At 69.3% G+C, this 24,961-nt stretch carries 21 protein-coding genes and 1 tRNA gene; 15 read left to right on the top strand and 7 right to left on the bottom strand.

The annotated features are described in order from the left end of the window. Positions 1-171 precede the first annotated feature (171 nt). The 3 genes from HEB94_RS36555 (at position 172) to HEB94_RS36545 (ending at position 2,204) form a co-directional block, all read left to right on the top strand. Complete coding sequence (locus HEB94_RS36555) at positions 172-705, top strand: hypothetical protein (protein ID WP_192754072.1); 534 nt, start codon at positions 172-174, stop codon at positions 703-705. A gap of 268 nt (positions 706-973) precedes the next feature. After that, positions 974-1,540: a hypothetical protein gene (locus HEB94_RS36550; RefSeq protein ID WP_192754071.1), complete on the top strand. Its 567-nt coding sequence runs from the start codon at positions 974-976 to the stop codon at positions 1,538-1,540. Between the two features lie 94 nt (positions 1,541-1,634). After that, positions 1,635-2,204, top strand: coding sequence for a hypothetical protein (locus HEB94_RS36545; RefSeq protein ID WP_192754070.1), 570 nt, complete (start codon positions 1,635-1,637; stop codon positions 2,202-2,204). Positions 2,205-2,236: 32 nt separating this feature from the next. Here the strand turns inward: HEB94_RS36545 and HEB94_RS36540 are convergent, their stop codons facing one another. Together HEB94_RS36540 and HEB94_RS36535 are read right to left on the bottom strand one after the other, a co-directional pair. Next, positions 2,237-3,412: an amidohydrolase family protein gene (locus HEB94_RS36540; protein WP_192754069.1), complete on the bottom strand. Its 1,176-nt coding sequence runs from the start codon at positions 3,410-3,412 to the stop codon at positions 2,237-2,239. Beyond that, positions 3,412-4,800, bottom strand: a complete 1,389-nt coding sequence (locus HEB94_RS36535; protein WP_192754068.1) for a type I glutamate--ammonia ligase — start codon at positions 4,798-4,800, stop codon at positions 3,412-3,414. The genes HEB94_RS36540 and HEB94_RS36535 overlap by 1 nt, the downstream gene beginning before the upstream one ends. A 66-nt stretch (positions 4,801-4,866) precedes the next feature. On the opposite strand from HEB94_RS36535, the gene HEB94_RS36530 reads away from it, so the two are divergent. From HEB94_RS36530 to pyk, 3 genes are read left to right on the top strand one after another with little or no spacing between them, the layout of a single operon-like run. Continuing rightward, on the top strand, positions 4,867-5,607 hold the full coding sequence (locus HEB94_RS36530) for an ATP-binding cassette domain-containing protein (RefSeq protein WP_192754067.1): 741 nt from the start codon (positions 4,867-4,869) through the stop codon (positions 5,605-5,607). Next, positions 5,604-6,290 carry a hypothetical protein gene (locus tag HEB94_RS36525; protein WP_192754066.1) on the top strand — a complete coding sequence of 229 codons (687 nt, stop codon included), beginning with the start codon at positions 5,604-5,606 and terminating at the stop codon, positions 6,288-6,290. Before HEB94_RS36530 ends, HEB94_RS36525 begins: the two co-directional genes overlap by 4 nt. A 21-nt stretch (positions 6,291-6,311) precedes the next feature. After that, positions 6,312-7,754, top strand: a complete 1,443-nt coding sequence (gene pyk / locus HEB94_RS36520) for a pyruvate kinase (protein WP_192754065.1) — start codon at positions 6,312-6,314, stop codon at positions 7,752-7,754. Here pyk and HEB94_RS36515 read toward each other — a convergent pair. Both HEB94_RS36515 and HEB94_RS36510 read right to left on the bottom strand, forming a co-directional pair. Then, positions 7,742-8,230, bottom strand: coding sequence for a hypothetical protein (locus tag HEB94_RS36515; RefSeq protein WP_192754064.1), 489 nt, complete (start codon positions 8,228-8,230; stop codon positions 7,742-7,744). The genes pyk and HEB94_RS36515 overlap by 13 nt on opposite strands. 224 nt (positions 8,231-8,454) lie before the next feature. Then, positions 8,455-8,537: transfer RNA gene (locus HEB94_RS36510), tRNA-Leu, on the bottom strand. A 107-nt stretch (positions 8,538-8,644) separates the two neighbouring features. On the opposite strand from HEB94_RS36510, the gene HEB94_RS36505 reads away from it, so the two are divergent. The 7 genes from HEB94_RS36505 to HEB94_RS36475 all read left to right on the top strand — a co-directional run bounded on the left by HEB94_RS36505 (position 8,645) and on the right by HEB94_RS36475 (position 16,691). Beyond that, positions 8,645-9,289 carry a response regulator gene (locus tag HEB94_RS36505; RefSeq protein WP_192754063.1) on the top strand — a complete coding sequence of 215 codons (645 nt, stop codon included), beginning with the start codon at positions 8,645-8,647 and terminating at the stop codon, positions 9,287-9,289. Between the two features lie 258 nt (positions 9,290-9,547). Beyond that, positions 9,548-10,783: an ABC transporter substrate-binding protein gene (locus HEB94_RS36500; protein WP_192754062.1), complete on the top strand. Its 1,236-nt coding sequence runs from the start codon at positions 9,548-9,550 to the stop codon at positions 10,781-10,783. A gap of 133 nt (positions 10,784-10,916) precedes the next feature. Beyond that, positions 10,917-11,927, top strand: coding sequence for a branched-chain amino acid ABC transporter permease (locus tag HEB94_RS36495; protein WP_192754061.1), 1,011 nt, complete (start codon positions 10,917-10,919; stop codon positions 11,925-11,927). Next, positions 11,924-13,087, top strand: coding sequence for a branched-chain amino acid ABC transporter permease (locus tag HEB94_RS36490; RefSeq protein ID WP_192754060.1), 1,164 nt, complete (start codon positions 11,924-11,926; stop codon positions 13,085-13,087). Before HEB94_RS36495 ends, HEB94_RS36490 begins: the two co-directional genes overlap by 4 nt. After that, positions 13,084-13,995, top strand: coding sequence for an ABC transporter ATP-binding protein (locus tag HEB94_RS36485; protein ID WP_192754059.1), 912 nt, complete (start codon positions 13,084-13,086; stop codon positions 13,993-13,995). The genes HEB94_RS36490 and HEB94_RS36485 overlap by 4 nt, the downstream gene beginning before the upstream one ends. Beyond that, positions 13,982-14,695, top strand: coding sequence for an ABC transporter ATP-binding protein (locus HEB94_RS36480; RefSeq protein ID WP_192754058.1), 714 nt, complete (start codon positions 13,982-13,984; stop codon positions 14,693-14,695). The genes HEB94_RS36485 and HEB94_RS36480 overlap by 14 nt, the downstream gene beginning before the upstream one ends. A gap of 166 nt (positions 14,696-14,861) precedes the next feature. Continuing rightward, on the top strand, positions 14,862-16,691 hold the full coding sequence (locus HEB94_RS36475; RefSeq protein WP_192754057.1) for a GNAT family N-acetyltransferase: 1,830 nt from the start codon (positions 14,862-14,864) through the stop codon (positions 16,689-16,691). Here the strand turns inward: HEB94_RS36475 and HEB94_RS36470 are convergent. Beyond that, positions 16,663-17,409: a DUF554 family protein gene (locus tag HEB94_RS36470; RefSeq protein WP_192754056.1), complete on the bottom strand. Its 747-nt coding sequence runs from the start codon at positions 17,407-17,409 to the stop codon at positions 16,663-16,665. The two genes, HEB94_RS36475 and HEB94_RS36470, sit on opposite strands and share 29 nt — an antisense overlap. 335 nt (positions 17,410-17,744) lie before the next feature. Here HEB94_RS36470 and ileS point away from each other — a divergent pair, with 335 nt between their 5' ends. Beyond that, positions 17,745-20,861 carry an isoleucine--tRNA ligase gene (gene ileS / locus HEB94_RS36465; RefSeq protein WP_192754055.1) on the top strand — a complete coding sequence of 1,039 codons (3,117 nt, stop codon included), beginning with the start codon at positions 17,745-17,747 and terminating at the stop codon, positions 20,859-20,861. A gap of 36 nt (positions 20,862-20,897) precedes the next feature. Here ileS and HEB94_RS36460 read toward each other — a convergent pair whose 3' ends face one another. Then, positions 20,898-21,296 (bottom strand): PaaI family thioesterase, encoded by a 399-nt coding sequence (locus HEB94_RS36460; RefSeq protein ID WP_192754054.1) that lies wholly within the window; start codon positions 21,294-21,296, stop codon positions 20,898-20,900. Between the two features lie 80 nt (positions 21,297-21,376). Between HEB94_RS36460 and polA the strand changes: the two genes are divergently transcribed. After that, positions 21,377-24,082: a DNA polymerase I gene (gene polA, locus HEB94_RS36455; RefSeq protein ID WP_337918163.1), complete on the top strand. Its 2,706-nt coding sequence runs from the start codon at positions 21,377-21,379 to the stop codon at positions 24,080-24,082. Between the two features lie 36 nt (positions 24,083-24,118). Here the strand turns inward: polA and HEB94_RS36450 are convergent, their stop codons facing one another. Further along, on the bottom strand, positions 24,119-24,880 hold the full coding sequence (locus HEB94_RS36450) for a methyltransferase domain-containing protein (RefSeq protein ID WP_192754052.1): 762 nt from the start codon (positions 24,878-24,880) through the stop codon (positions 24,119-24,121). Positions 24,881-24,961 lie beyond the last annotated feature (81 nt).

Genomic DNA, 24,961 nt, shown 5'->3' with positions numbered 1-24,961 from the left:
CCACCCTGTGGATTGATCAGACCCGGGGAGCGACTCCTTCGCTACCGTATGCGAACTATGAGGAATGTGCGTGTTGCGCCGGTTCGGCGGCGTCGTCTCGTTCTGGCCGCTACTGCCGCGGTCGCTGTGATGGTGGTCCCTGCCTGCACCCAGAACGCGGAGCCTCCGCCGTTGGTGGAGTCGACCGCTTCGCCGAGTAGCGCTTCCCCGTCGCCTACACCCACACCCACGCCCACGCCCGCACTCACGCCGACCCCGACCCCGACAGGCGCACCGACATCGACCTTCCCGCCGGGCTCGCTGGAGGACCAGCTCTACAAGGCCACGGTCAACTTCTACGCCGCTATCAACCAGTCCTATCGGACGCTAGACACCGAGCCTGTCGCAGATCACCTGGTGCCTGGATCCAACGCCGCCAGCAGTTATACCAGCTATGTCGAGAAGGTTAGGTCACAGGGACACCATTTCGAAGGCCTCGGCGAGTACCAGGTCACGAACTTCAGAGTCAAGCTTGATGGATCGAATGGCAATACCCGACGCGTCGAATTCACTCTGTCTATCTCAGGCGGCCGCGAAGTCGATGCGAACGGAAAAGCTGTTGAAACGTACGAGGCAGAGACATGGAGGGATGCGTGGATCACGTTCACGGGGAAGGACGGTCAGTGGCTAATTGTTGGCCAGGCCGTAGGAGAATCAAGCAACTAATCTTGATGATTGCAATAGTTCTTGTCTGTGGCACAGTCTCTTCGCCCGCTGCATGGGCGTGCCTTGGATGCAATCCGACCCCGCCATCACCTCTACCTGATCCTCCCACGGGTGACCCGGAACCGCTTCACGGGTCAGGCGGCGATATTCACGAAGGACGGGTCAGTGATCGACTCCGGTGCTGGCTCGTCCTGCGTGGACTGCGAATGGCGCATAAGCCCGGCCTGTGAAATCGGTGGGAAGGCTACATGTCGGATGGCCTTACGCTGTGAAACGTCGGACGACGGTACTGTGCGCTATTACTACGATGTTTACCTGCGTCGCACTGGAACCGGCTGGGGATTGCGCGGAATTGGTCTGCATCGGTGACGACAGCGACGTGGTCACGACGGCAGACATAGGGGAGGAGTTGCGTCGAGACTGGGAGGTGTGGGTTCCGAAACAGCGAGCCTCGCTGCAGCCGGTCAACGGGAAGACACTGGTCGATCTGCCGACGTACTTCGACTCCGGTCAACCGCAACGGATGCCGGCGACGTCCGTGCGGGTCTTTGACACTGAGGTGATCCTTACCGCTGAGGGTGAGTGGGAGTGGACGTTCGAGCCCGGCGTGAAGAGAAACTTCGACGTCCCGGGAAGCAAGTACGACGATCCGAACCCACAGGTGGCCTACACCTACGAGACGGCCGGGCCTCGCGTCGTCGAGTTGACCACGACCTGGTGGGGACGATTCCGAGTAGGCGGCTTTGGACCCTATGACATCGAGAATCCCGCTACTCAGGGCCCGCAACGTCTGGATCTGCAGGTTGTCGAATCTGGACCCGTTCTGGGCCGCTGACTTGGCTTGGTCACGTTGAACGCGACCTTGGAGAACTATGCGCGGCCGAGATGCCGCGTCGACGCGGCGGCACTGGTTGGTCATGGTTGCCGTCATGGCGTTGGCCACGGTTTCGATCGCGGCGTGTGGTGCGAATGCCGAATCCGCGTCGATAGTAGAACCCAGGGCTTCGACCGACACCTACTCTCCCGCAGTGAGACCAACACCAACACCAACACCCACACCAACACCGACGCCGAGTCCCGCTGATGCGTTCACCTTCCCGCCAGGCTCGCGTGAGGACCAGCTGTACAAGGCCACGCTCGGCTTCTACTCGGCTGTCACCGAGGCTTACCGAGTGATGGACGCCGACCTGATCAAGTCTGTGACAGTCCCGGGGACCGTTGCGGGCGGCGGTTATGTGAGTGACATTCAAGAGCTCGAGGAGGAGAAGCGCACGGTGATCCCCGTTCCCACCTTCAGGATCAGCGACTTCACGGTGGCGCCCGACGCCTCAGGTGAGAAGGCTGAGGTGCGTTTCGCCCTTGAAGGGGTGGGAGGTAGGGAAGTCGACGCGACTGGCAGGACAGTGGTGTCCTACCCCACCGGGAGTGCCGACGCCGTGATCATTTTCCATCGGCGCGGAGGAAAATGGCTCGTCTTCTCACAGCAAATCGATGAATGATGCTCCGTGTCGCAGCAGAGCAGTCGTACGCGTCACAGGGAGTAGAGCCGTCGGGCGTTCTCCGATCCGACCTGGCGAGCGAATCGCTCGGCGTCCTTCGCCGACATGGCGCCTTCGTGCCGCCAGGTCGACAACAGGGCGCCGAAGGCGTGCCGGAACTGCGCGACCCCGACGGCGTACAGCTCCGGCAGCCGGTAGGCGTCGGTGGAGAAGAGCAGTTTTCCGAACGGCGCCAGCTCACAGAACTCCGCCAGTACGGCCTGGGCGCGCGCGCCGACGTGGGAGACGGTGAGGCCGACGTCGACGTACACGTTCGGGTAGACGGCAGCGAGCCAGCCGGCCTGTCGCTGGTACGGATAGCAGTGCAGCAGGACGATCGGCGTGCCGGTCGGCTCGACCGCCTCGAGGAAGGGCTGGAGTAGGGCGGGGTTGACGCGGGGGAGGCGGAGGTCGCGGTCTCCGAACCCGGTGTGGACCTGGACCGGAAGGCCGCGGTCGACACCACACCACAGGACGAATCGAAGGAGCACAGGGTCGTCAAGCCGAACCTGACGCCCCGCTCCGGCAGCGGCGTCGGCCGCCGCGTCCGGGCTGCGCAGGGAGTCGAGCCAACCTCGGGCGGCGAGCGTCACCTCGTCGGAGGAGGGGCGGGACAGGTCGATCTCGAAGCCGTACCGGTAGGCCAGGATCGACTTCACCCCGACCGCTTCACGGGTGGCCGCGCGCAACGCCTCGACGTAGGCCTGAGCGAAGTCGTCCGCGTCCACACCGGAGTCCACCAGCCGCTCCGCGACGGACTCGAGCCGTACGACCTCCCGAACGTCCGCGGAGGACGCCGCCGCGAGTGTGGCCAGCGACCAGAACCCACCGCCCTCGCCCGGGCCTGCCCGACCTGCGTCGTTCCCCAGGCCAGTGTCCACGAGCAGATGGGACAATCCGGCCGCCCCGAGCAGTCTGCGCCCCACCTCCTCCGGCCCGAGCGATTCCCGCCGGGCCAGATAGTCGTCCAGTCCCGTGCCGGGGGAGAGGTCGAGGATCGGAGCGCACCAACGTCTGACAGCGAGCCCCAGCAGGCTGTCGGCGTACGACACGCCCTCGGGGGCCGGCCGGTCCGCCTCGCCCAGCATCAGCTCGAACGCTGCCCGGTCGGGGGAGTCCGCGACGACGGTGTGGCAGTGCGCGTCGACCAGGGGCAGGTCGAGTCGCATCAGTACCGCCAGCGGGTCGCGGCCACGACCTCTTCCGCGGTGGAGGTGGAGAACAGCGCGGCCTCCCCGCGGCGTACGGCGACGAACGCACCGAACAGCGCCTCGCCCAGTGCGTTCCGCAGAACCTCGTCCTCCTCCAGGCAGGCGACCGACTCCGGAAGCGACAGCGGCAGTCGCGGCGGCTGCCGGTCCTCCGGCAAACTCGCCGGGTCGACGGTGACCTCCGGCGGAAGAATCCGCCCGGCGTCGACGCCCTCCAACGCGAGGGCGAGGACGGCACCGATGACGAGGTAGGGGTTCGCGCTGCCGTCCACGCACTTGATCTCCGCGTTCGCCGCGGCGTCCTCGAGACCTCGGGTTCCGGTCACGAGTCGCAGTCCCGCCTCGCGGTTCTCCCGGCCCCAGCACTGGTACGGCGCCGCCCACCGCTGCGGCATCAGGCGCAGGTAACTGGCGACGCTCGGCGCCGAGATCGCGCACAGCGCGCGCATTCGGGCGACAATCTCGGCGAGCATCGACTGGCCGCGTGCGGTGAGTCCGTGCGGCCCGTCGCCACCCGCGAAGAGGTTGCGCCCCTCCGCACGCGCGGAGAAGTGCAGGTGCGGTCCGTTGCCGACCGAACCCGCCTGGACCATGGGCGCGAACGACGCCCGCAGCCCGAAGGCGTGCGACACCGCGCGGATCGTTTCGCGGACCAGGACCAGCCGGTCGGCGGCCGCCACCGGATCTGTGGCGGCGACGGAGATCTCCAGCTGGCCCGGCGCGTACTCAGGGTGGAACTGCTCCACCGGAACGCCCTGGGTCTGCAGCGCCTCGAGGACCTCGTGGGCGTAGTCGGCGACCTCGGTGATCCGGCTCATGCCGTACGCCGGACCGGTGGTGGCGGGCTCGATGCCGAGCGGGTCGTCCACGGCGTCGTCGCCCACGAACCACTCCACCTCGAACGCGAACTGGAACGACAGCCCGCGCTCGGTCGCGGCCGCCGCCATCCGGCGCGCGAAGCCCCGCTGACAGGCCGGATAGGGATCACCCTCCTGGGTCAACCGGTCGACCGGAGCCCACGCCCAACCGTGATGGGCGGACAGCACCGTGAGCCGGTCCAGGTCCGGATAAAGACGCAGATCACCGACAGGTCCGCCCGCATCCGGGCTGGTGGTGATCGAGTCGTCCACCAGGAAGACGTCGAAGACGGGGGACATGCCCACCCCCCACGCGGTGACGTCGGGCAGGCGGATCGTCGGGACGGTCTTGACCCGGGTGATGCCGGCGTTGTCGACCCAGGTCAACGCGATGGCCGTCACGTGGTTGAGGGCGAGGTGGGAGGCGAGTTCCTTGGCCCGGTCGACCCGCTCGTCGCGGGACGCACCGGTACGGGAGGCCGGTTCCATGCCAGGATCCTTCCCGCCGGGTTCACGCGCGACAAGGTTCACAGACCGTTCTGATAGAAACCCGATGTGCGACTGGACAATGTGCACGCAAGGTACGCGCGGCGCGCCGACTGGGTGCTACGTGGCGTGAACGCCGAGGTCAAGGCCGGTGAGGTCGTGGTCCTCACCGGCCGCAACGGCGCCGGGAAGTCGACCCTGCTCCGGGTGATCGCGGGCATGATCCCGGTCGGGCGGGGAGAGCTGCGCGATCGGCCGCGGGTGGTCAGTTGGCTGCCCGACCGTTTTCCGACCGCTCAGCCGTTCACCGTCCGGTCCTACCTTCGTGCGATGGGCCGGGTCCGTGGCCTGGACCAGTCGACGACGGACGCGGCGGCCGGCGCGCTGGCCGACCGGCTCCACCTCACGCCGTTCATGTCCACCCGGCTGGCGGAGCTCTCCCAGGGCACCGGCCGCAAGGTGGGGCTCGTCCTGGCGCTCCTGACAGCGCCGGGACTCCTGGTGATGGACGAGCCGTGGGAGGGCCTCGACGCGCAGAGTCAGGCGGAGCTTCCGGTGCTCGTCGACGAGGTGACCGCCCAGGGCGGGATCTGCGTCCTGACCGATCACCGTGGCCGCTCCGGCGACCTGGGGACGGTCCGACACTGGAGCATGCGGGACGGCGTGGTCCAGGAGGAGGACGCCCCGGCCCCGGCGCCACGGACGCGGCACGTGATCGAGGTGGTCGTCGACGCGCACGATCCGGCGACCGAGGTGGCCCGGCTGCGCGCGGCGGGATACGACGTACGACGGGTGCGTGGTGAGGCATGAGCCGCACGATCGCGTTGAGCCGGATGCGTCTGGTGTCGTACGTCGCGGCGCAGCGTGCCTGGGCGCCCTGGCTCACCGCACTGGCGCTGATCTTCATCGCGCACGCGGGCGGTCAGGCCCGCCCCAACCAGGCCTACGCGTTCTCCGCGACGATCCTCTTCGCGGTGTTCGGCTGGCAGGCGAAACTCGTGCTCGACACCGAGCCCGACGAACAGCGGATGCTGAGCCGGGTGACGGTCGGTTCACCGGCGCGGGAACTCGTGTCCGGGCTGCTGGCCGCGGCCGTGTCCGGGCTGCCCGCGCTGGTGCTGGGCGTCTTCGTTCCGCTCGCGGTCGGCGCGCTCGACCTCCGTGGACCGGTGTGGGGGTGGCTCGCCTTCGGAGTGTGGATCCACCTGCTCGCCATCGTGTGCGGCGTTGGTGTGGGCGCACTCGCGAGCCGGGCGCTGGTACGTCCGACCGGGTGGGCCAGCCTCATCCTCGTGGCGGCCCCGGTGCTGGTGCTGGTCCTGGGATCCCGCGACGCTGTGATCGCTCGGTTACTCGTTCCGCCGCTCTTCGGCGCCGCGGACCTGGAACCCCCCGCCGACCTGGGGGCGATGGCGGTGGTGTCGCTGCAGGCGCTCGCCTGGGCCGGGGTGTTGATCGCGGTGTACGCGGCCCTGAGGCATAGGCGTTCATGAAGCGGGAATAAGCTCACCCCCGTGCGTCGAGCAAAAATAGTCTGCACCTTCGGTCCCGCTACATCCACACCCGAGCGGATTCGAGAGCTGGTCGACGCCGGCCTCGACGTCGCCCGGCTCAATCTGAGCCACGGCACCTATACCGAGCACGAACGGATCTATCGAATGATCCGGGAGGCTGCGGAAGAGGCCGGTCGAGCCGTCGGGGTCCTGGTCGACCTTCAGGGTCCCAAGATCCGGCTCGGAAAGTTCGCCGAGGGGTCGGCCAACCTCGTCTACGGCGACCGCTTCACGATCACCACCCAGGAGTGCCCCGGCGACGCGTCGCGGGCCTCCACGACCTACGACGGCCTGCCCGGCGACGTCGGTCCGGGTGACCGCATCCTGGTCGACGACGGCCGCCTCACGCTCGAGGTCGAGGAGGTCACCGAGACCGACGTGGTGACCCGGGTGGTCATCGGCGGCAAGGTGTCCGACCACAAGGGTCTGAACCTCCCCGGCGTGGGACTTTCCGTCCCGGCGATGTCGGAGAAGGACCACGAGGACCTGCGGTGGGGTCTCCACCTGCGGGCCGACATGATCGCGTTGTCCTTCGTCCGCAGCGCGCGCGACGTCGAGGACGTGCGCCGCGTGATGGCCGAGGAGCACGTCCGGCTGCCCGTCATCGCCAAGATCGAGAAGCCGCAGGCGGTCCAGAACCTCGAGGAGATCATCGACGCCTTCGACGGCTTCATGGTGGCCCGCGGTGACCTCGGCGTGGAGATGCCGCTGGAGGACGTGCCGCTGGTCCAGAAGCGCATCGTCGAGTTGGCGCGCACCAACGCCAAGCCGGTGATCGTCGCGACCCAGATGCTCGAGTCGATGGTCAACGCCGCCCGCCCGACCCGCGCGGAGGCCTCCGACGTCGCCAACGCGGTGCTCGACGGCACCGACGCGGTGATGCTCTCGGGAGAGACCAGCGTCGGCATCTACCCCATCGAGGCCGTACGCACGATGGCCCGCATCGTCGAGACCACCGAGGAACACGGCCTCGACCGGATGGCCGGCATCGACTGGACGCCGCGCACCAAGGGCGGCGTGATCGCCAAGGCGGCGGCCGAGGTGGCCGAGCGCCTGGGCGCGAAGTACCTCGTGGCGTTCACCCACTCCGGTGACACCGCGCGCCGCCTGGCCCGTTACCGCTCGCGGGTCCCGCTCCTCGCGTTCACCCCCGTCGAGGACACCCGGCACCAGTTGGCGCTCACCTGGGGCGTCGAGACCTTCCTGGTCCCGACCGTCTCCCACACCGACGAGATGGTGAAGCAGGTCGACCGCGCCCTGCTCGCGGGCGGTCACTGCCGTCGCGGCGACAGCGTGGTGATCGTGGCGGGCAGCCCGCCCGGAATCCCCGGCTCCACCAACGCCCTGCGTGTGCACCGCATCGGTGACGCCGTGGCGGAGGCCGCACCGGCCTACCGGGTCTGACCCGGATCGCCGTCGACGGGGCCCGGCTGCCGTTCGTCGAGGAACCTCGCCAGGAGGCCGCGGATCACGGTCGCCATCGCGAAGCCGTGCTCCTGGCACCAGGCGCGAAGGCGGGCATGCTGGTCGGTGGGCAGCCGAACCGGCACCATCTGCAGGCCTCCGCGCGAGGTCTCGGACAACTGGGCCCCGGCGAGCGCGGCGCGCACGGCGTCCTCCTCGCCTTCCCGCAACGTGGCGGCGGTCGGGGAGGGCGGTAGGCCTTCCATCCCGGTGATGGAGGCCAAACCGGTGAGCGCTCGGGGGACGCGTTCGAGTAGCCACCCGAGGACCTGCCGTCGCTCCTCCTCCTGGAGGCTGTCGAGGGCGCGCAACAGGAGCACGGCGGCGGTATCGGTCCTCGCCGGCGCCTGGGTCGAGGACTCGGTTGGCGACTCTGCCGGCGGAAGGTCGGTGGGGTCGGAAGGCTCGTTTGGCACGTTGACCTCTTTCGGACTCGACGCACGGGCGGCGATATCGGGGATGATATCGCCGCCGCCCGAGAGTCCGCGGCCATCGCGAGACGGCCCCTTCGGGCAACCCGTCGGTCGGAGCGGGAGAGCGTCGGGCGGAATCAGCCGGAACGCCGTGGCCGTGTCGTCGTACAGAATTCACGGCGAAGAAGAACAAGGTCGCGGGTGAAGTCCGCGAAAACATCAGCTTGTGCCGGGTGTGGGATTCGAACCCACACGCCCTTTCGGACAATGGCTTTTGAGGCCATCATGTCTACCATTCCATCAACCCGGCGGGTCGCGGCATGAATCTTACCCGGTCCCGCCGGAGCATCAGCGACACCCGGGGACGAGTACGCTGGCGGCGCTCGCAGCCCCAATCCGCCGCAGGAGGACCTCCCCGTGACCAACCCCACCGAGCGCCAGCAACGCCGGGTCGTCGTGGCCGAGGACGAGGCGCTCATCCGACTGGACCTCGCCGAGATGCTTGGTGAGGAGGGGTACGACGTCGTGGGGCAGGCGGCCAATGGTGAGACCGCGCTCGAAATGGTCCGGGAGTTGCGTCCCGATCTCGCGATCCTGGACGTCAAGATGCCCCGACTGGACGGCATCAGCGTGGCCGAGGTGATCGGCAACGAGAGCATCTGCCCGGTCATCATCCTGACCGCGTTCAGTCAACGCGACCTGGTCACCCGCGCGAGCGAGGCCGGCGCGATGGCCTACCTGGTCAAGCCGTTCACGAAGGCCGACCTGGTGCCGGCCATCGAGATCGCCGTGTCCAGGTTCGCCGAGCGCACCCAGCTCGAGAGCGAGGTCTCCGGCCTGACCGAGCGCCTCGAAACCCGCAAGCTGGTGGAGCGCGCGAAGTCGATCCTGCAGCAGAAGTTCGGCCTGAGTGAGCCCGACGCCTTCCGGTGGATCCAGAAGACCGCCATGGACAAGCGGGTGCCGATGCGGCGGGTCGCCCAACTCGTCGTGGACGAAAGTGATGATGTTGCCACGCAAAGTGGCGACGCGCCCGTGGAGGGCGACTCCACCCAGGGGTGATTTACCCGACATAGCCGCCTTCTGAGTTACGAGACGGTAAGAGGCATGCGTGGTCGGTTCACCGAAGGGTCACGGTACGGCTAGTCTCTGCACACCGCAGACCAGCCGCGGGTCCGCGGGCGGATCGGTTCCAACCCCGAGCACCGCGGCCACTTGTGGCCGTCCGGAATCCGAGCAGGTTGCGGCACTGGCGGACACGGCCAGTTCGGCGTGGCTGCCGCGACACCATGACGCGTGGTTTGGCTATGGAGGACATCCGTGTACAGAGCACGACTCGTGCGGGTCCTGGCGTTGACGGCGGCACTGTCGCTTGGCGTCGCCGGATGTGCACAGAACACCGACCCGAACACCGAGAACAACTCCGACGACGGGCAGGCGGGGGCCCCATCCATCCAGGCCGACCCCGCTCCGCCGCCGCCGCCCGACGCCGCCCTCCCGGCAGGTGACGGCAAGGGCAAGTGCGCCAAGGTCTCGATCGCCTACATCGGGACCATCGCCGGCGCCAGCGCCGCGCTGGGCCTCAACATCCTCAACGGCGTCAAGCTCGCGGTGGACGAGCACAACGAAGCCAACCCGGGCTGCCAGGTGACGCTGAAGCAGTTCGATTCCGAGGGAAGCCCCGACAAGGCTCCCGCCGTCGTGACCCAGGCCATCAGCGACGAGTCCATCCTCGGCGTGGTCGGGCTAGCGTTTTCCGGTGAGTCGAAGGCGGTCGGCAAGTCGTTCAACGACGCCGGGCTGGTCACCGTCACCCCGTCGGCCACCAACCCCGACCTCACCAAGAACGGCTGGAAGACCTTCTTCCGCGGCCTGGGCAACGACGCGGTGCAGGCACCGGCCGTGTCGGCGTTCATCGAGAACGAGCTCAAGGCCAAGAAGGTCTGTGTCGTACGCGACGACTCCGAGTACGGCATCGGGCTCGCTGATCTCACGGCGAAGGCGCTGGGCGACAAGGTGGCCTGCGACGAGCAGGTCAAGACCGGGCAGAAGGAGTTCTCCGCGGTCGTCGGCGCGATCGACTCGGCCTCCCCGGACGCGGTCTTCTACGCCGGCTACTACCCGGAGGCCGCGCCGTTCGTCCAGCAGCTTCGGGACAACGGTTTCGAGGGTTCTGTGGTGGCCCCCGACGGTGTCCGTGACGACGAGTTCGTCAAGAACGCCGGCGACGCGGCCGAGGGCGTCTACCTCAGCTGCCCGTGCCTGCCGTCCGCGGGCTTCACGGAGTTCTCCAAGGCCTACAAGGCGAAGTCCGACCGTGATCCCTCGACGTACTCGCCCGAGGGATACGACGCGACCACCATCCTGCTGAGCGGCATCGACCGCGGCCTCAACACCAGGGCCGCGCTGCTCAACTGGGTGAAGAACTACAAGGGGCAGGGCCTCACCAAGCAGTTCCAGTGGAACGCCGACGGCGAGCTCACCCAGACCCCCGTCTGGATGTACCAGGTCAAGGGCGGGAAGATCGTGCAGCTGAAGGACATGAGCAAGTCCTGACCATCCGGCTGGTGCGTACTCCGGGCGCGCGGTCGGTGTTGGCGACAACGCCGGCGGCGCGCCTGGAGAACGCGCGGAAGTCCACAAGGGCCGCGCTCCCGCCGGACGCGCCGAAGGAAGACAGGTCGACTCCTTGACGTCTCATCTCGTGCTCAGCCTCGCCCAGTCCGGGAGCCACTGGATCGACTTCAACGTCGGTCTACTGGCGGACAGGTTCTGGGCGAACACCATCGACGGACTCGCGTACGGCAGCATCTACGCCCTGGTGGCCATCGGCTACACCCTCGTCTATGGCGTTCTGCGGCTGATCAACTTCGCCCACTCCGAGGTCTTCGTCGTCGGCGCCTTCGGCGCCTACTTCACGTTCGTGGCGCTCGGCTACCAGCCCGGGCCCACCTCCCAGACCGGACTGGGCGCGCTGATCGCCAACCTCGCGCTCGCGTTGGCGGTCGCGATGATCGCCTCGGGCGCGATCGCGTTGCTCCTCGAACGGGTCGCCTATCGACCGCTCCGCAAGCGAAACGCCCCGCGCCTGGTCTTCCTCATCACCGCGATCGGGGCGTCGTTCGCGATCCAGCAGGGCCTCTACCTGTGGCGGGGCGCGAACCCCGAGCCCGCCATCCGGCTGGTCCGGCCCGAGCCGGTGTTCGAGTTCGGAAACACCCGGATCACCAACATCCAGATCACCGTCTTCGTGGCCTCGATCGTGCTCCTGATCGTCGCGGACCTCTTCGTCGGTCGGACCCGACTCGGTCGCGGGATCCGGGCCGTCGCGCAGGACCCTGACACCGCCGCGCTGATGGGCGTCAACAAGGAACGCGTGATCATGTTGACGTTCGTGATCGGCGGCCTGCTCGCGGGCGCGGCGGCGCTGTTCTACGTCATGCAGATCCCGCAGGGTGTCCTCTACAACGGCGGATTCCTGCTCGGCATCAAGGCCTTCACCGCCGCCGTCCTCGGCGGCATCGGCAACCTGCGCGGCGCCCTGCTGGGCGGCCTGCTGTTGGGGGTCGTGGAAAACTACGGCCAGTCGCTGTTCGGCGGCGAGTGGCGTGACGTCGTGGCGTTCGTCCTCCTCATCGGCATCCTGATGGTCCGACCGACCGGAATCCTCGGTGAGTCCCTCGGGAGGGCGCGCGTATGAGCCTCGACGTACGCACGAGCAGCCCGACGAGCAGCAAGGGGCGGCCGCCGTTCGGCCAGCGGATCCGCGACTGGTGGAACTCCCGCAGCCGCGTCGAGCAGTGGATGATGATCATCCCGGTCGTCGTGTTCGTCTATCTTCTGCCGTTCCTGAACTTCTTCCCACTCTCCACCGAGCCGTGGACCGACTACGAGCTCGCGTTGTTCAACGCCGCGCGGATTGCCCTGATCGCGATCGGGCTGAACGTCGTCCTGGGCCAGGCGGGTCTGCTCGACCTCGGCTACGTCGGCTTCTTCGCCATCGGCGCCTACGTGGCGGCGATCATGACCAGCCGCGACTCCTTTCTGACCGACCCGGCCTACTCCTGGGTCATCGTCGTCCCGGTCGCGATGCTGATCACGATGGTCTCCGGCGTGTTGATCGGTACGCCCACGCTGCGATTACGAGGCGACTACCTCGCGATCGTGACCCTCGGCTTCGGCGAGATGGTGCGGCTGCTCGCCGACAACCTCGAACCCCTGCGCGGCAACCGCGGGTTCCAGGACGTCGGCCGGCCACCGGGCACCCATGCCGACGGATCACCGATCTTCACCCAGACCGACGGGAAGCCGTGGTTCTGGCTCACGGTGACGTTCATCATCATCATCTTGTTGCTGGTCGGAAACCTCGAGCGGAGCCGGGTCGGCCGGGCCTGGGTCGCGATCCGCGAGGACGAGGACGTCGCGGAGTTGATGGGCATTCCCACGTTCCGCTTCAAAATCTGGGCGTTCGTGATCGGTGCCGGCATCGGTGGACTCTCCGGCGTCCTGTACGCCGGGCAGGTCGGCTTCGTCAACAACCAGCGCTTCGACGTGGTCACCTCGATCCTGTTCGTCGCGGCGGTGGTGCTCGGCGGTTCCGGGAACAAGGTGGGCGTCGTGCTGGGCGCCCTCGTGATCTCCTACATCCCCGACCGGTTCCAGCTCGCTCCGGAGTTCCGCTTCCTGGCCTTCGGCGTCGCGCTGATCGTGTTGATGATCTTCCGTCCGCAGGGCCTGCTCGGTGCCCGTCAACGTCTCCTTGCGCGAGGGAGACAGGCGTACCAGCGTCTCGTCGGTGGTCCGGAGCCGGTCTCCGCTGACAGTGCTCTCACCGACTCGGGCAAGGGGAAGGACTCATGAGCGACACCCGGCCCGAGCCCGAGGAGGGTCTCGCCGCCGAAGTGCGGGACATGACCGAGGAAGAACGCGCCGAACACTTCGCCCAGGTCACCGAAGCGGTCGCCCCCGACCGGGAGATCGGCGTCCCGGTCGGCGACACGCTGCTCGAAGTCGCCGACGTCTCCCTGCGGTTCGGTGGTCTGCTGGCGCTCGACAGCGTGTCGTTCGACCTCAAGCGGGGAGAGATCCTCGGCCTGATCGGTCCGAACGGCGCCGGCAAGACCACCTGCTTCAACGTGATCACCGGCGTCTACCGGCCGACCGCGGGTGAGGTCCGGCTGGAGGGGCGCGGCCTCGGCCGGCTGAAGCGGCACGCGATCACCCGCCACGGCATCGCCCGGACGTTCCAGAACATCCGGTTGTTCGACGAGATGACGGCCCTGGAGAACGTCGTCGTCGGCACCGACGCCCGGCACCGCACGAGCGTGGTCGGCGCGCTGTGTCGACTTCCCCGGCACTGGCGGGAGGAACGCGAGGGCGTGGAGCGCGCCATGGCGTTGCTGGAGTTCGTCGGGATCGCCGACCGGGCCGCCGACCGCGCGAAGAACCTTCCCTACGGCTACCAGCGTCGGCTGGAGATCGCCCGGGCGCTGGCCACGGAGCCGAAGCTGCTCTGCCTCGACGAGCCCGCCGCCGGCTTCAACCCCGCGGAGAAGGACGGGCTGATGTCCCTCATCCGCAAGATCCGTGACGACGGGTACACCGTCCTGCTGATCGAGCACGACATGCGGGTGGTGATGGGTGTGACCGACCGGATCGTCGTCCTCGAGTTCGGCAAGAAGATCGCGGACGGGACGCCGGCCCACGTGCGTGAGGACCCGGCGGTCATCGCCGCCTACCTGGGGGTGCCCGACGATGGCGCTGCTTGAGCTCAAGGACGTGTCGGTCCGGTACGGCCGGATCGAGGCGCTGCGCGACGTCTCCCTCACCGTCGAGGAAGGCGAGATCGTCACGCTGATCGGCGCGAACGGCGCCGGCAAGACCACGACCATGAAGGCGGTCTCCGGTCTGATCCCACTCGCGAGCGGGAGCGTCCACTTCGACGGCGAGGACATCTCCAAGCTCAGGGCGGATCTTCGGGTCCGGCGCGGGATCTGCCAGTCGCCGGAGGGTCGCGGTGTCTTTCCCGGCATGACCGTGCGGGAGAACCTCGAGATGGGCTGCTACACCCGCAAGGACCGCCAGGCCATCGCCGCGGACTTCGAGCGGGTCTTCCAGCTGTTCCCGCGGCTCGAGGAGCGCGCGACCCAGGCGGGCGGCACGCTCTCCGGCGGTGAGCAGCAGATGGTCGCGATCGGGCGGGCGCTGATGGCCCGGCCGCGTCTGCTCCTGCTGGACGAGCCGTCGATGGGCCTCGCACCGCAGTTCATCCAGCAGATCTTCGCCATCATCACCGAGATCAACAAGCAGGGCACCACCGTGCTCCTGGTCGAGCAGAACGCCCAGCAGGCGTTGAGCCGCGCGGATCGAGGTTATGTGCTCGAGACCGGCTCGGTGACGAAGACCAGCACGGGCGGTGACCTGCTCGCCGACCCGGCGGTGAAGGAAGCGTACTTGGGTATGGCCTGACCGAACGATCCGCAAAGAATCCGGATGGCCTATCCCGACGGGGACGGGCCGGAACACACCCGACCATCGGATAACCCGCCAGCCGCGGGCCGGCCGTGTCGAGCCGGTCTGGCCCAACCAGGCAAAGGCACCTGGGAGCGCCCCGGGACGCTGGAGACTGGTGGGCATGGAGTGTCGGACCAAGCGGCTGCTCATCCGGGACTTCGTCGAAACCGACCGCGAGGCGGTGCGAGGCTGGCGATCAGATCCCGACGTCACGCGCTATCTCGACCAGCCGCTCGGGGCCAACCCGGACGGCTGGTTCGACGCGGTCCTGCGTTACAACGCGCAGACCCCACGCACCTCCCACGACGCGGCGATCGTGGTCCGCTCGACCGGCCAGGTGATCGGCTGGATCGGGGTCAGCAGGTCCTTCGACCCGGCCAGTGGCGACCTCGTGATCGGGTACGCGCTGGACCAGTCGGCGTGGGGCAACAACTACATGACCGAGGCGCTGATCGCGGTCCTGTCGTTCGGCTTCGGCAAACTCGGCGCGCGCCGGATCACCGCCCAGTGCTACGTCGCCAACCCGGCGTCGGCCCGGGTGATGGAGAAGGCCGGCATGAAGCACGCGGGCGCCGCCCTTTCGGCCGACCCCGCACTTGGTCACAGCGTGCGCTACATGGCCCTTCGCGAGGAGTGGCGGCGACCTGGCCGGCGCCGGCTCGGCCTGGCTCTCGTCCTGACGCTGCTCGCTCTCGTCGCGTTCCCGCTCGGGATCAACACACTGCTGCACGCGTTACAGCGGCCCGAGGCTCCCACCGACGCCCGGCTGCTGCCCTGGGCCCCGCGGGGTGACCTGGCGGAGGACCAGAAGTTCATCGCGGAGGCCACCGCCGTCTGGCGGCACGGGACCGGAGGTGGCATGCCCGGACGCCTCACCAAGGTCTACGCCGTGTGGGCCGGGACGGTCGGCGGCGGTCGGGTCGCCCTCCTGCAGGGCATCGGCGCGGACCGTAACGCGTTGCTGGCACAGGTCTCCGACCACGGCAGCCCATCGAGGCTCCGGTTCGACCGACAGCAGCCGCTGGTGCTCGAGCCGCGCCCGGCGGCGCTGGTCATCACCTACGCCGGTGATCGTGGGGCGGCGGCCAGCCGGTCCACACCGCGCTCCGCACGTGTTCAGTTGGTGCTCTCACCCACGGACTACGCGGCCTCCACGGACCACCGGGCGCGGGCGGACGGCTCCGGAGCCGACCGGGGGCGCCTCACGCTGTGGCGGCGGACCCACGAGGCGCCGCTGGGCACCGACTCGGAGTGGGAGGAGCTCCGACCAGGGAAGGACGGCCTCACCACGACCTGGGCGCACCAGGACCAGCGGTCGCCGTACGGCAGCATCGTCGTCTTCGCGCGTTCGGAGGGTGCCGCCGAGTCGGTGAGCACGGTCGCCGCCGCACCGGACCGGTTGATCGCGGTGCGACCACCGATCCGGCTGGCCGACCCGACGTGGGGCCCGCGACGACTCGACCTCGACTCCTACGACGACGGGCGGGCCGTCCTCGCGAGTTCGGCGGATCTGACGGCCCGGCAGGGGCTCGAGGTCGCCCTTCTCGCCTCCGAGCGGGACCCGGAGGGCCGCCTCGCCATGCTGGAGGTCCGAAGCGCGGGCACCCGGAAGGTCGCGCTGGTCGCGTGGAGCGGGGGCCGGGTCGAGTGCGTCACCACGCACGACTACCCCGATGTCCCCAGCCGGGCGGCCGCCGCGTTGGGCTGCCTCGACCCCCTGACCGGAACACTCGTCATCGGAGCGGTCCCGGGACCGGGCGCGGGACGCGTGGTGCTCCGCGACGCCGCGGGAAAACGCGTCATGCCCGAACCGGAGACGGAGCCCCGGCTGGGCCGACTCGTCGCCGCCTCGCTGCGGATGCCGGTGATCTGGTCGGTCTTCGACCATCACGGTGTGGGCGCCGGCCGGGAGGTCCTGGCAGTCAGCGAAACGCTGCGACCACCAAGGTGAGGATCGGCGCGAGGACGAGTGCGGGAAGCAGGTCGCCCACGGGCAGTTGGCGGATCCGGAGCAGCCGCAGCGCGACGCCGACGAGGAGCAGGCCGCCGGTGGCGGTGAGCGCGGAGACCTGAGCCGAGGAGAGGAAGGTTCCGGCGAGGGCGCCGACGACGGTGAGGGCTCCCTGGATCACGAGGACGGCCAGGGCGGCCGCGGCCACCCCCCATCCGAACGACGCGGCGAAGGCCACCGCCGCGATCCCGTCCAGCGTTGCCTTCAGGGCGAGCTGTTCGGACCCGCGCCCGAGCCCGTCGGAGATCGAACCCAACACGGTGAGCGGCCCGACGCAGAAGAGCAGGGACGCCGAGACGAACCCCTCCACGAAGCGACGGCGCTCCGCCGAGGCCGAATCCCCGGCGAGCAGCCGTTGCAGCCCGTCGCCCACCCCCTCCAGGCGGGACTCGAGGCGCAGCAGCGAACCGATCACGCCCCCGACCACGAGGGAGCCCAGCACGATCAGCATCGGCGCGTTCGAACCTACCGCCCGGACCAGCGCCTCGTCCCGGACGGCGAACGTGGAGAACGCCGCGATCAGCAGGGTCACCAGGCCGATCGCGTCGGTGACGACGTCGCGGGTGCGGGTGGGGAGCCGATGGCCGAGCAGGACGCCGAGTCCGGTCCCGGCGAGGACGGTGACGACGTTGAGGATGGTGCCGAACCCGCGAAACACGCCCGGAGACTAGCGGACCCCACGCGGACGCCAGCCCAAGCGCTCCCGACCGCCGGGGACGCCGGTAAAACGTTGGCCCCCGCCGGTACGCTGAGCGGTACAGGCTTCGACCCGGCCATCACCGGTGAGCCTCCGGAAGAACAGAACCCGCACCGGGTTCCCAGTAGAACCGGACGGGTTCGGCCCGTCACAGCCGGCCAACGAGCGGGTCCGAGCCGCGACATTTCGGTCGCAACCCGGACCAAGCGGGGTGGTACCGCGGACGCACGCCGCCGACGGCGTGCCGTTCGTCCTCGCACGGCACCAGCAGGTTGCGACCCGAGGACGAGCACGACATGAGCTATCCGCGCCACCGTGACGACGCGAAGGTTCCCGCTTCCCCGTCGTTCCCCGATCTCGAACGCGAGGTGCTCGACCACTGGGAGGCCGACAAGACCTTCCAGGCGAGCATCGACCAGCGCGAGGCCGGCGAGCGGGGCTCCAACGAGTTCGTGTTCTACGACGGCCCGCCCTTCGCCAACGGCCTGCCGCACTACGGCCACCTCCTGACCGGCTACGTGAAGGACCTGGTCCCGCGCTACCAGACGATGCGCGGGCGCCGCGTCGAACGCCGCTTCGGCTGGGACTGCCACGGGCTGCCGGCGGAGGTCGAGGCCGAACGCGAGCTCGGCATCACCGCCAAGCGGGAGATCATGGAACTCGGGCTCGCCCGCTTCAACGAGGTCTGCCGTACGTCCGTGCTGCGCTACACCAGCGAGTGGGAGCGCTACGTCAACCGGCAGGCCCGCTGGGTCGACTTCGCCAACGACTACAAGACGCTCGACATCACCTACATGGAGAGTGTGATGTGGGCGTTTCGGACCCTCTACGACAAGGGCCTGGTCTACGAGGGCTTCCGCGTGCTGCCCTACTGCTGGCGCTGCGAGACCCCGCTGTCCAACACCGAGACCCGCATGGACGACGTCTACCGTGACCGGCACGACCCGGCGGTGACGGTCGCGTTCGAGCTGGAGACGGGGGAGCGGCTGCTCGTCTGGACGACCACGCCGTGGACGCTGCCGTCCAACCTCGCGGTGGCGGTCGGTCCCGACATCGACTACGCCGTGGTCGAGAAGGACGGCGTTCGCTACGTCATCGGTGAGGCCCGGCTCGCGGCGTACGAGAAGGAACTCGGCGAGGCCGAGCGCGTCGGCACCCTGCGGGGCAGCGAGCTGCTCGGGCGCCGCTACACGCCGCTGTTCCCGTTCCTCGCGGAGACGCCGAACGCCTTCCAGGTGCTGCCCGGAGAGTTCGTCACGACCGAGGGCGGCACCGGGATCGTCCACATGGCGCCGGCGTTCGGTGAGGACGACCAGACCACCTGTGAGGCAGCCGGCATCCCGACCGTCGTCACGGTGGACGAGCACACCAGGTTCACCTCGCTGGTGCCGGCGTACGAGGGGCTGCAGGTCTTCGAGTCCAACAAGCCGATCATCGCCGACCTCAAGCAGCGCGGCGTCCTGCTCCGGCACGACACCTACACCCACAGCTACCCCCACTGTTGGCGTTGCGACACCCCGCTCGTCTACAAGGCGGTGTCGAGCTGGTTCGTCGAGGTGACGAAGTTCCGGGACCGGATGGTCGCCCTGAACCAGGAGATCGACTGGGTTCCCGACCACGTCAAGGACGGCTCGTTCGGCAAGTGGCTCGCGAACGCCCGCGACTGGTCGATCAGCCGGAACCGCTTCTGGGGGTCGCCGATCCCGGTGTGGAAGTCCGACGACCCCGCCTACCCGCGGGTCGACGTCTACGGCTCGCTGGAGGAGATCGAGCGCGACTTCGGCGTCCGTCCGACCGACCTGCACCGGCCCTATGTCGACGAGCTGACCCGGCCGAACCCCGACGACCCGACGGGCCGCTCGACCATGCGCCGGGTGCCGGAGGTGCTGGACTGCTGGTTCGAGTCGGGGTCGATGCCGTTCGCGCAGGTGCACTACCCCTTCGAGAACGCCGACTGGTTCGAGAACCACTACCCGGGCGACTTCATCGTGGAGTACGTCCCGCAGACCCGTGGGTGGTTCTACACCCTGCACGTGCTCGCGACGGCGCTGTTCGACCGGCCGGCGTTCCGTAACTGCGTGGTCCACGGCACGGTCCTCGGCGACGACGGCCGCAAGATGAGCAAGAGCCTGCGCAACTACCCCGACCCGGTGTCGATGTTCGACGCCTACGGGTCGGACGCCATGCGGTGGGCGCTGATGGCCTCGCCCGTCGTCCGAGGCGGCGATCTCGCCGTCAGCGAGCCGCTGATCAGGGACAGCGTGCGGCAGGCACTCCACCCGCTGTGGAACGCCTACTACTTCTTCACCCTCTACACCAACGCCGAGCAGGCGGTGGCGCGCTGGCGGACCGACTCTCCGCACGTTCTGGACCGGTACGTCCTCGCCAAGCTGCACGACACGGTGGCGAGCACGACCGACGCTCTCGACGCCTACGACATCTCCGGCGCCTGTGCGGCGGTCCGTTCGTTCCTCGACGTGCTGACCAACTGGTACGTCCGGCGTTCCCGCGAGCGCTTCTGGTCCGGCGACCAGGACGCGTTCGACACGCTCCACACCGTGCTCGAGGTGCTCTCCCGGCTCGCGGCGCCGCTGCTGCCGCTGGTCACCGAGGAGGTCTGGCGCGGGCTCACCGGTGAGCGTTCGGTGCACCTCGCCGACTGGCCAGCCGCCGATGATCTGCCGGCGGACCCGGATCTCGTGGCGGCGATGGACAGCGTTCGGTCCGTGTGCTCGGCCGCTCTCGCGTTGCGCAAGGCGAAGGGGCTGCGGGTGCGGTTGCCGCTCGCGTCGCTGACGGTCGCCGCGCCGGACGCGGAACGGCTGGCGCCGTTCGCCGACCTGGTGCGCGAGGAGGTCAACGTCAAGGAGGTCCGGCTCGACTCCGACGTCGCGGCGCACTGCCAGCGGGTCCTCTCGGTGGTCCCGCGCGCGCTCGGGCCGCGGCTCGGCAAGGACGTCCAGCGCGTGATCCGAGCCGTCAAGGCCGGGGACTGGTCAGTGTCGGAGGACGGCGTGGCCGCCGGCGGCGTCGTGCTCGCCGAGGGGGAGTACGAGCTGCGCCTCGTCCCCACCGACGCGGAATCCTCGGCCGCGCTGCCCGGAGACGTCGGTGTGGTGGTCCTCGACACGGAGGTGACCCCGGAGCTCGCTGCCGAGGGCGTCGCCCGCGACGTGATCCGGGCCGTGCAGCAGGCCCGCCGCGACGCCGGCCTGGACGTCTCCGACCGGATCCGGCTGAGCGTGGAGTCCGACGACAGCGACGTACGGAACGCCGTGGAGGCCCACCGGGAGCTGGTCACCGGCGAGACCCTCACGGCCGAGCTCGCCGTCACCGGCGTGACGAGCGAGGCGGCGGCCGTCGAGGTCGGCGACGGTGGCAGTGTCCGGGTGACCGTCGCGAAGGTCGGCTGAGCGCGGGGGCGGCGCCGGCCAAGGGGGTAGGGAGCGCTACGACGTCGCCGGCCGCAGGTAGCAGGTGAGGCGGGCGGTGCACACCCGCCGCTCCTGCTCGTCGGTGATGACCACGTCGTACGTCGCGGTCGACTGGCCGCGGTGGACGGGGGTCGCCACGCCGGTGACGATGCCGGAGCGGACCCCGCGGTGGTGGGTCGCGTTGATGTCGACGCCCACGGCCACCCGGTCCGGCTGGGCGTACAACATCGCGGCGATCGACGCGAGGCTCTCGGCGAGGACGCAGGAGGCGCCTCCGTGGAGCAGCCCGAACGGCTGGGTGTTGCCCTCGACCGGGAGCGTCCCGACGCAGCGGTCGGCGGAGGCCGAGACGATCGTGATCCCGAGGCGCTCGTGGATCGGCGCGGAAGGAGGGGCGGCGGCGAAGTCGGGCATACGCCCCAGTGGATCACGAGCCCTTCCGCCCAGCGCGGCGGCGGTCCGGCATGTCGGTGCGGACGGCTAAAGTCACGTGCGTGGTAGCCGACGCCCCTCACACCGACCGTCCCCGCCTGCTGCTCCTCGATGGCCACTCACTGGCCTACCGGGCGTGGTTCGCCCTGCCGGCGGAAAACTTCTCCACCAAGACCGGGCAGACGACCAACGCGGTCTACGGCTTCACCTCCATGTTGATCAACATGCTCCGCGACGAGCAGCCGACGCACATCGCGGTCGCGTTCGACGTCGGCCGGCAAACCTTCCGGAGCGAGACATACGCCGAATACAAGGCCGGCCGGGCGAAGACGCCGGACGAGTTCCGGAGCCAGCTGCCGTTGATCAAGGAGGTTCTCGACGCGCTGCGGATCCCCTTCGCCGAGGTCGAGGGCTTCGAGGCCGACGACGTGATCGCGACGCTCGCCACGCAGGCGGCCGAGCTGGGGCACGAGGTCCTGGTGGTGTCCGGCGACCGTGACACCTTCCAGCTCGTCACCGACCAGCTCACCGTGATCTACCCGACCCGTGGGGTCTCCGAGGTCACCCGGATCACCCCGGCCGAGGTCGAGAAGCGCTACGCCATCGCTCCGGAGCGTTACCCCGACCTCGCGGCCCTCGTCGGCGAGACGAGCGACAACCTGCCGGGTGTGCCCGGAGTCGGGCCGAAGACGGCGGCGAAGTGGCTCAACCAGTACGGCTCCCTCGACGACCTGGTGGCACAGGTCGACCAGGTGAAGGGCAAGGCGGGCGAGTCCCTGCGGGCCCACCTCGGCCAGGTGCTGCAGAACCGCCAGCTCAACGAACTGGTCCGGGACGTCGCGGTGCCGCTCCAGCCAGGCGACCTCGCCCTGCAGCCGTGGGACCGCGACGCCGTCCACCAGGTCTTCGACGCCCTGGAGTTCCGGGTCCTGCGCGACCGGCTGTTCGCCACCCTGCAGGCGCCCGAGCCGGAGGCGGAGGAAGGCTTCGAGGTCGTCGGCGTGAAGCTCGGCGCCGGTGAGCTCGCGTCCTGGCTCGACGAGCACGCGAAGGGGCAGGCCGGCGCCGTTCGTACCGGCCTGCACGTCCAGGGCAGTTGGGGCCGGGGCACCGGCGACGTCGCCGGCGTGGCACTCGCGTCCTCCGACGGCGCCGCGGCCTGGGTCGACCCGACGGAGCTGTCGCCAGAAGACGAGAAGGTCCTGGCCGACTGGCTGGGCGACGCGACCCACGAGAAGGCGCTGCACGACGCCAAGGGCCCGATCCTCGCCCTCGCCGCGCGTGGCTGGACCCTGCGCGGCGTCACCAACGACACCGCCCTGTCGGCCTACCTCGTCCGCCCCGACCAGCGCTCCTACGACCTCGCCGACCTGACGTTGCGCTACCTCCGGCGCGAGCTGCGCACCGAGGAGCCGAGCGACGGCCAGCTCAGCCTGGAGGGCATCGACGAGACCGGCGGGATCCCCGACCGGGCGATGGTGGCGGCGCGCGCCGTCATCGACCTCGCCGCCAAACTCGACGAGGAGCTGTCCGCCCGCGGTGGCGCCCGGCTGCTCGGCGAGGTCGAGTTGCCGCTCGTGAGCGTGCTCGCCCGGATGGAGCAGGTGGGTATCGCCGTCGACGTCGACCGGCTCTCCGAGCTGGAGGCGCACTTCGCCGGCCAGGTCAAGCAGGCCGCCGACGAGGCCTACCGCGTGATCGGCGAGGAGATCAACCTCGGATCGCCCAAGCAGCTGCAGGTGGTCCTCTTCGAGCAGCTCGGGATGCCCAAGACCAAGCGCACCAAGACCGGCTACACCACCGACGCCGAGGCGCTGCAGCAACTGTTCGCGCAGACCGAGCACCCGTTCCTCGCCCACCTGCTGGCCCACCGCGACGCGTCCAAGCTGCGGTCGACGGTGGAAGGACTGCTCAAGACGGTCGCCGACGACGGTCGGATCCACACGACGTTCAACCAGATGATCGCGGCGACGGGCCGGCTGTCCTCCACCGACCCCAACCTGCAGAACATCCCGATCCGCACCGAGGAGGGCCGCCGGATCCGCGAGGCGTTCGTCGTGGGGCCGAGCTACGACTGCCTCCTGACCGCCGACTACAGCCAGATCGAGATGCGCATCATGGCGCACCTGTCGGTCGACTCCGGGCTGATCGAGGCGTTCCACTCCGGCGAGGACTTCCACGCCGCCACCGCGTCCAGGGTGTTCGCCGTGCCGGCGGCCGAGGTGACCACCGAGATGCGGGCCAAGATCAAGGCGATGAACTACGGCCTCGCCTACGGTCTGTCGGCCTATGGCCTGTCCCAGCAGCTGCGCATCGACGTCGCCGAGGCGCGCGGGCTGATGGACGAGTACTTCGAGCGCTTCGGCGGGGTGCGCGACTACCTCCGCGGGGTGGTGGAGGAGGCCCGCAAGACCGGCTACACCGAGACCATCCTGGGGCGCCGGCGCTACCTCCCCGACCTCACCAGCGACAACCGGCAGCGCCGTGAGATGGCCGAGCGGATGGCCCTCAACGCACCCATCCAGGGGTCGGCGGCCGACCTGATCAAGGTCGCGATGCTCGGTGTCGACCGTGCGCTGCGGGAGGCCAGGCTCAGCTCCCGCGTCCTGCTCCAGGTCCACGACGAGCTCGTGCTGGAGGTCGCCTCCGGCGAGCGCGAGCAGGTGGCCGAGCTCGTACGACAGGAGATGGGCGGCGCCGCGGAGGTGACCGTCCCACTCGACGTCTCCCTGGGCGAGGGCCGCACCTGGCACGAAGCCGGCCACTGAGGCTTCGGGCCAGGCGCGAGCACTACGCCACGGCGGTCACCGTGGCTTGTGGGCCTCGATCAGGAACCGCGTGGCGTAGGCGACGAACGGCCCTTCGGCCTGGATGCGCCGGTGCAGCGCGGCCAGCTCGTCGCGGTAGCGCTCGACGGTGAAGCCCGGGACGATCCAGATGACCTTCCGCAGGAAGTGCACGACCGCGGCGACGTCGTTGAACTCCGTCCGGAGCCGTTCGTGGCGCAGGTCGACCACCTCGAGCCCGGCCGACCGCGCCTGCGCGACGGCCCGCTCGGTGCTGCGCGCCTGGCCGACCGGCTGCGGTCCCATCAGCGCCTCGGTGAGCTCGTGGACCGAGCCCGTGCCCACCTGTTGGGAGAAGTACGTGCCGCCGGGCATGAGGACCCGGGCGATCTCGTCCCAGCGGGTGATCACCGGGTGCCGGCTGACCACCAGGTCGAACGACGCGTCGGGAAACGGCAAGTCCGCGTCGTCGGCGACGGCGGCCACGGTGGCGCCCAGCGCCTGGAGCCTCCGGCTGGCGAGCTCGACGTTCGGCGGCCACGACTCGGTGGCGGCGAGCACCTTCGGAGGTCTGGTGACCTGCGCCAACACCTCGCCGCCGCCGGTCTGGATGTCGAGCGCGGCGGTGGCCCTGGCCATCCGTTCCACCATCAGTTGGGCGTAGCCCCAGGACGGGCGCTGCTCGCTGGCCCGGCCCTCGAACCAGGAGAAGTCCCAGCCCTCGACCGGAACCCCGGCACCTTCGGCGAGCAGCTCTTCGAACGTCGGTACGGCGGTCATGCGGGCCAGTGTCGAGGTCGCCGCCACGGGCACGCAACGTGTTTCCTGCCCGCCGCCCGCCGCCCGCCGAGTCCCGGCTGA

Origin of the sequence: Actinopolymorpha pittospori (genome assembly GCF_014873875.1) — a bacterium.
GTDB classification, from domain to species: Bacteria; Actinomycetota; Actinomycetes; order Propionibacteriales; family Actinopolymorphaceae; genus Actinopolymorpha; species Actinopolymorpha pittospori.
The sequence above is the reverse complement of the archived record's forward strand: the minus strand, read 5'-3'. Positions and strand labels throughout refer to the sequence as shown.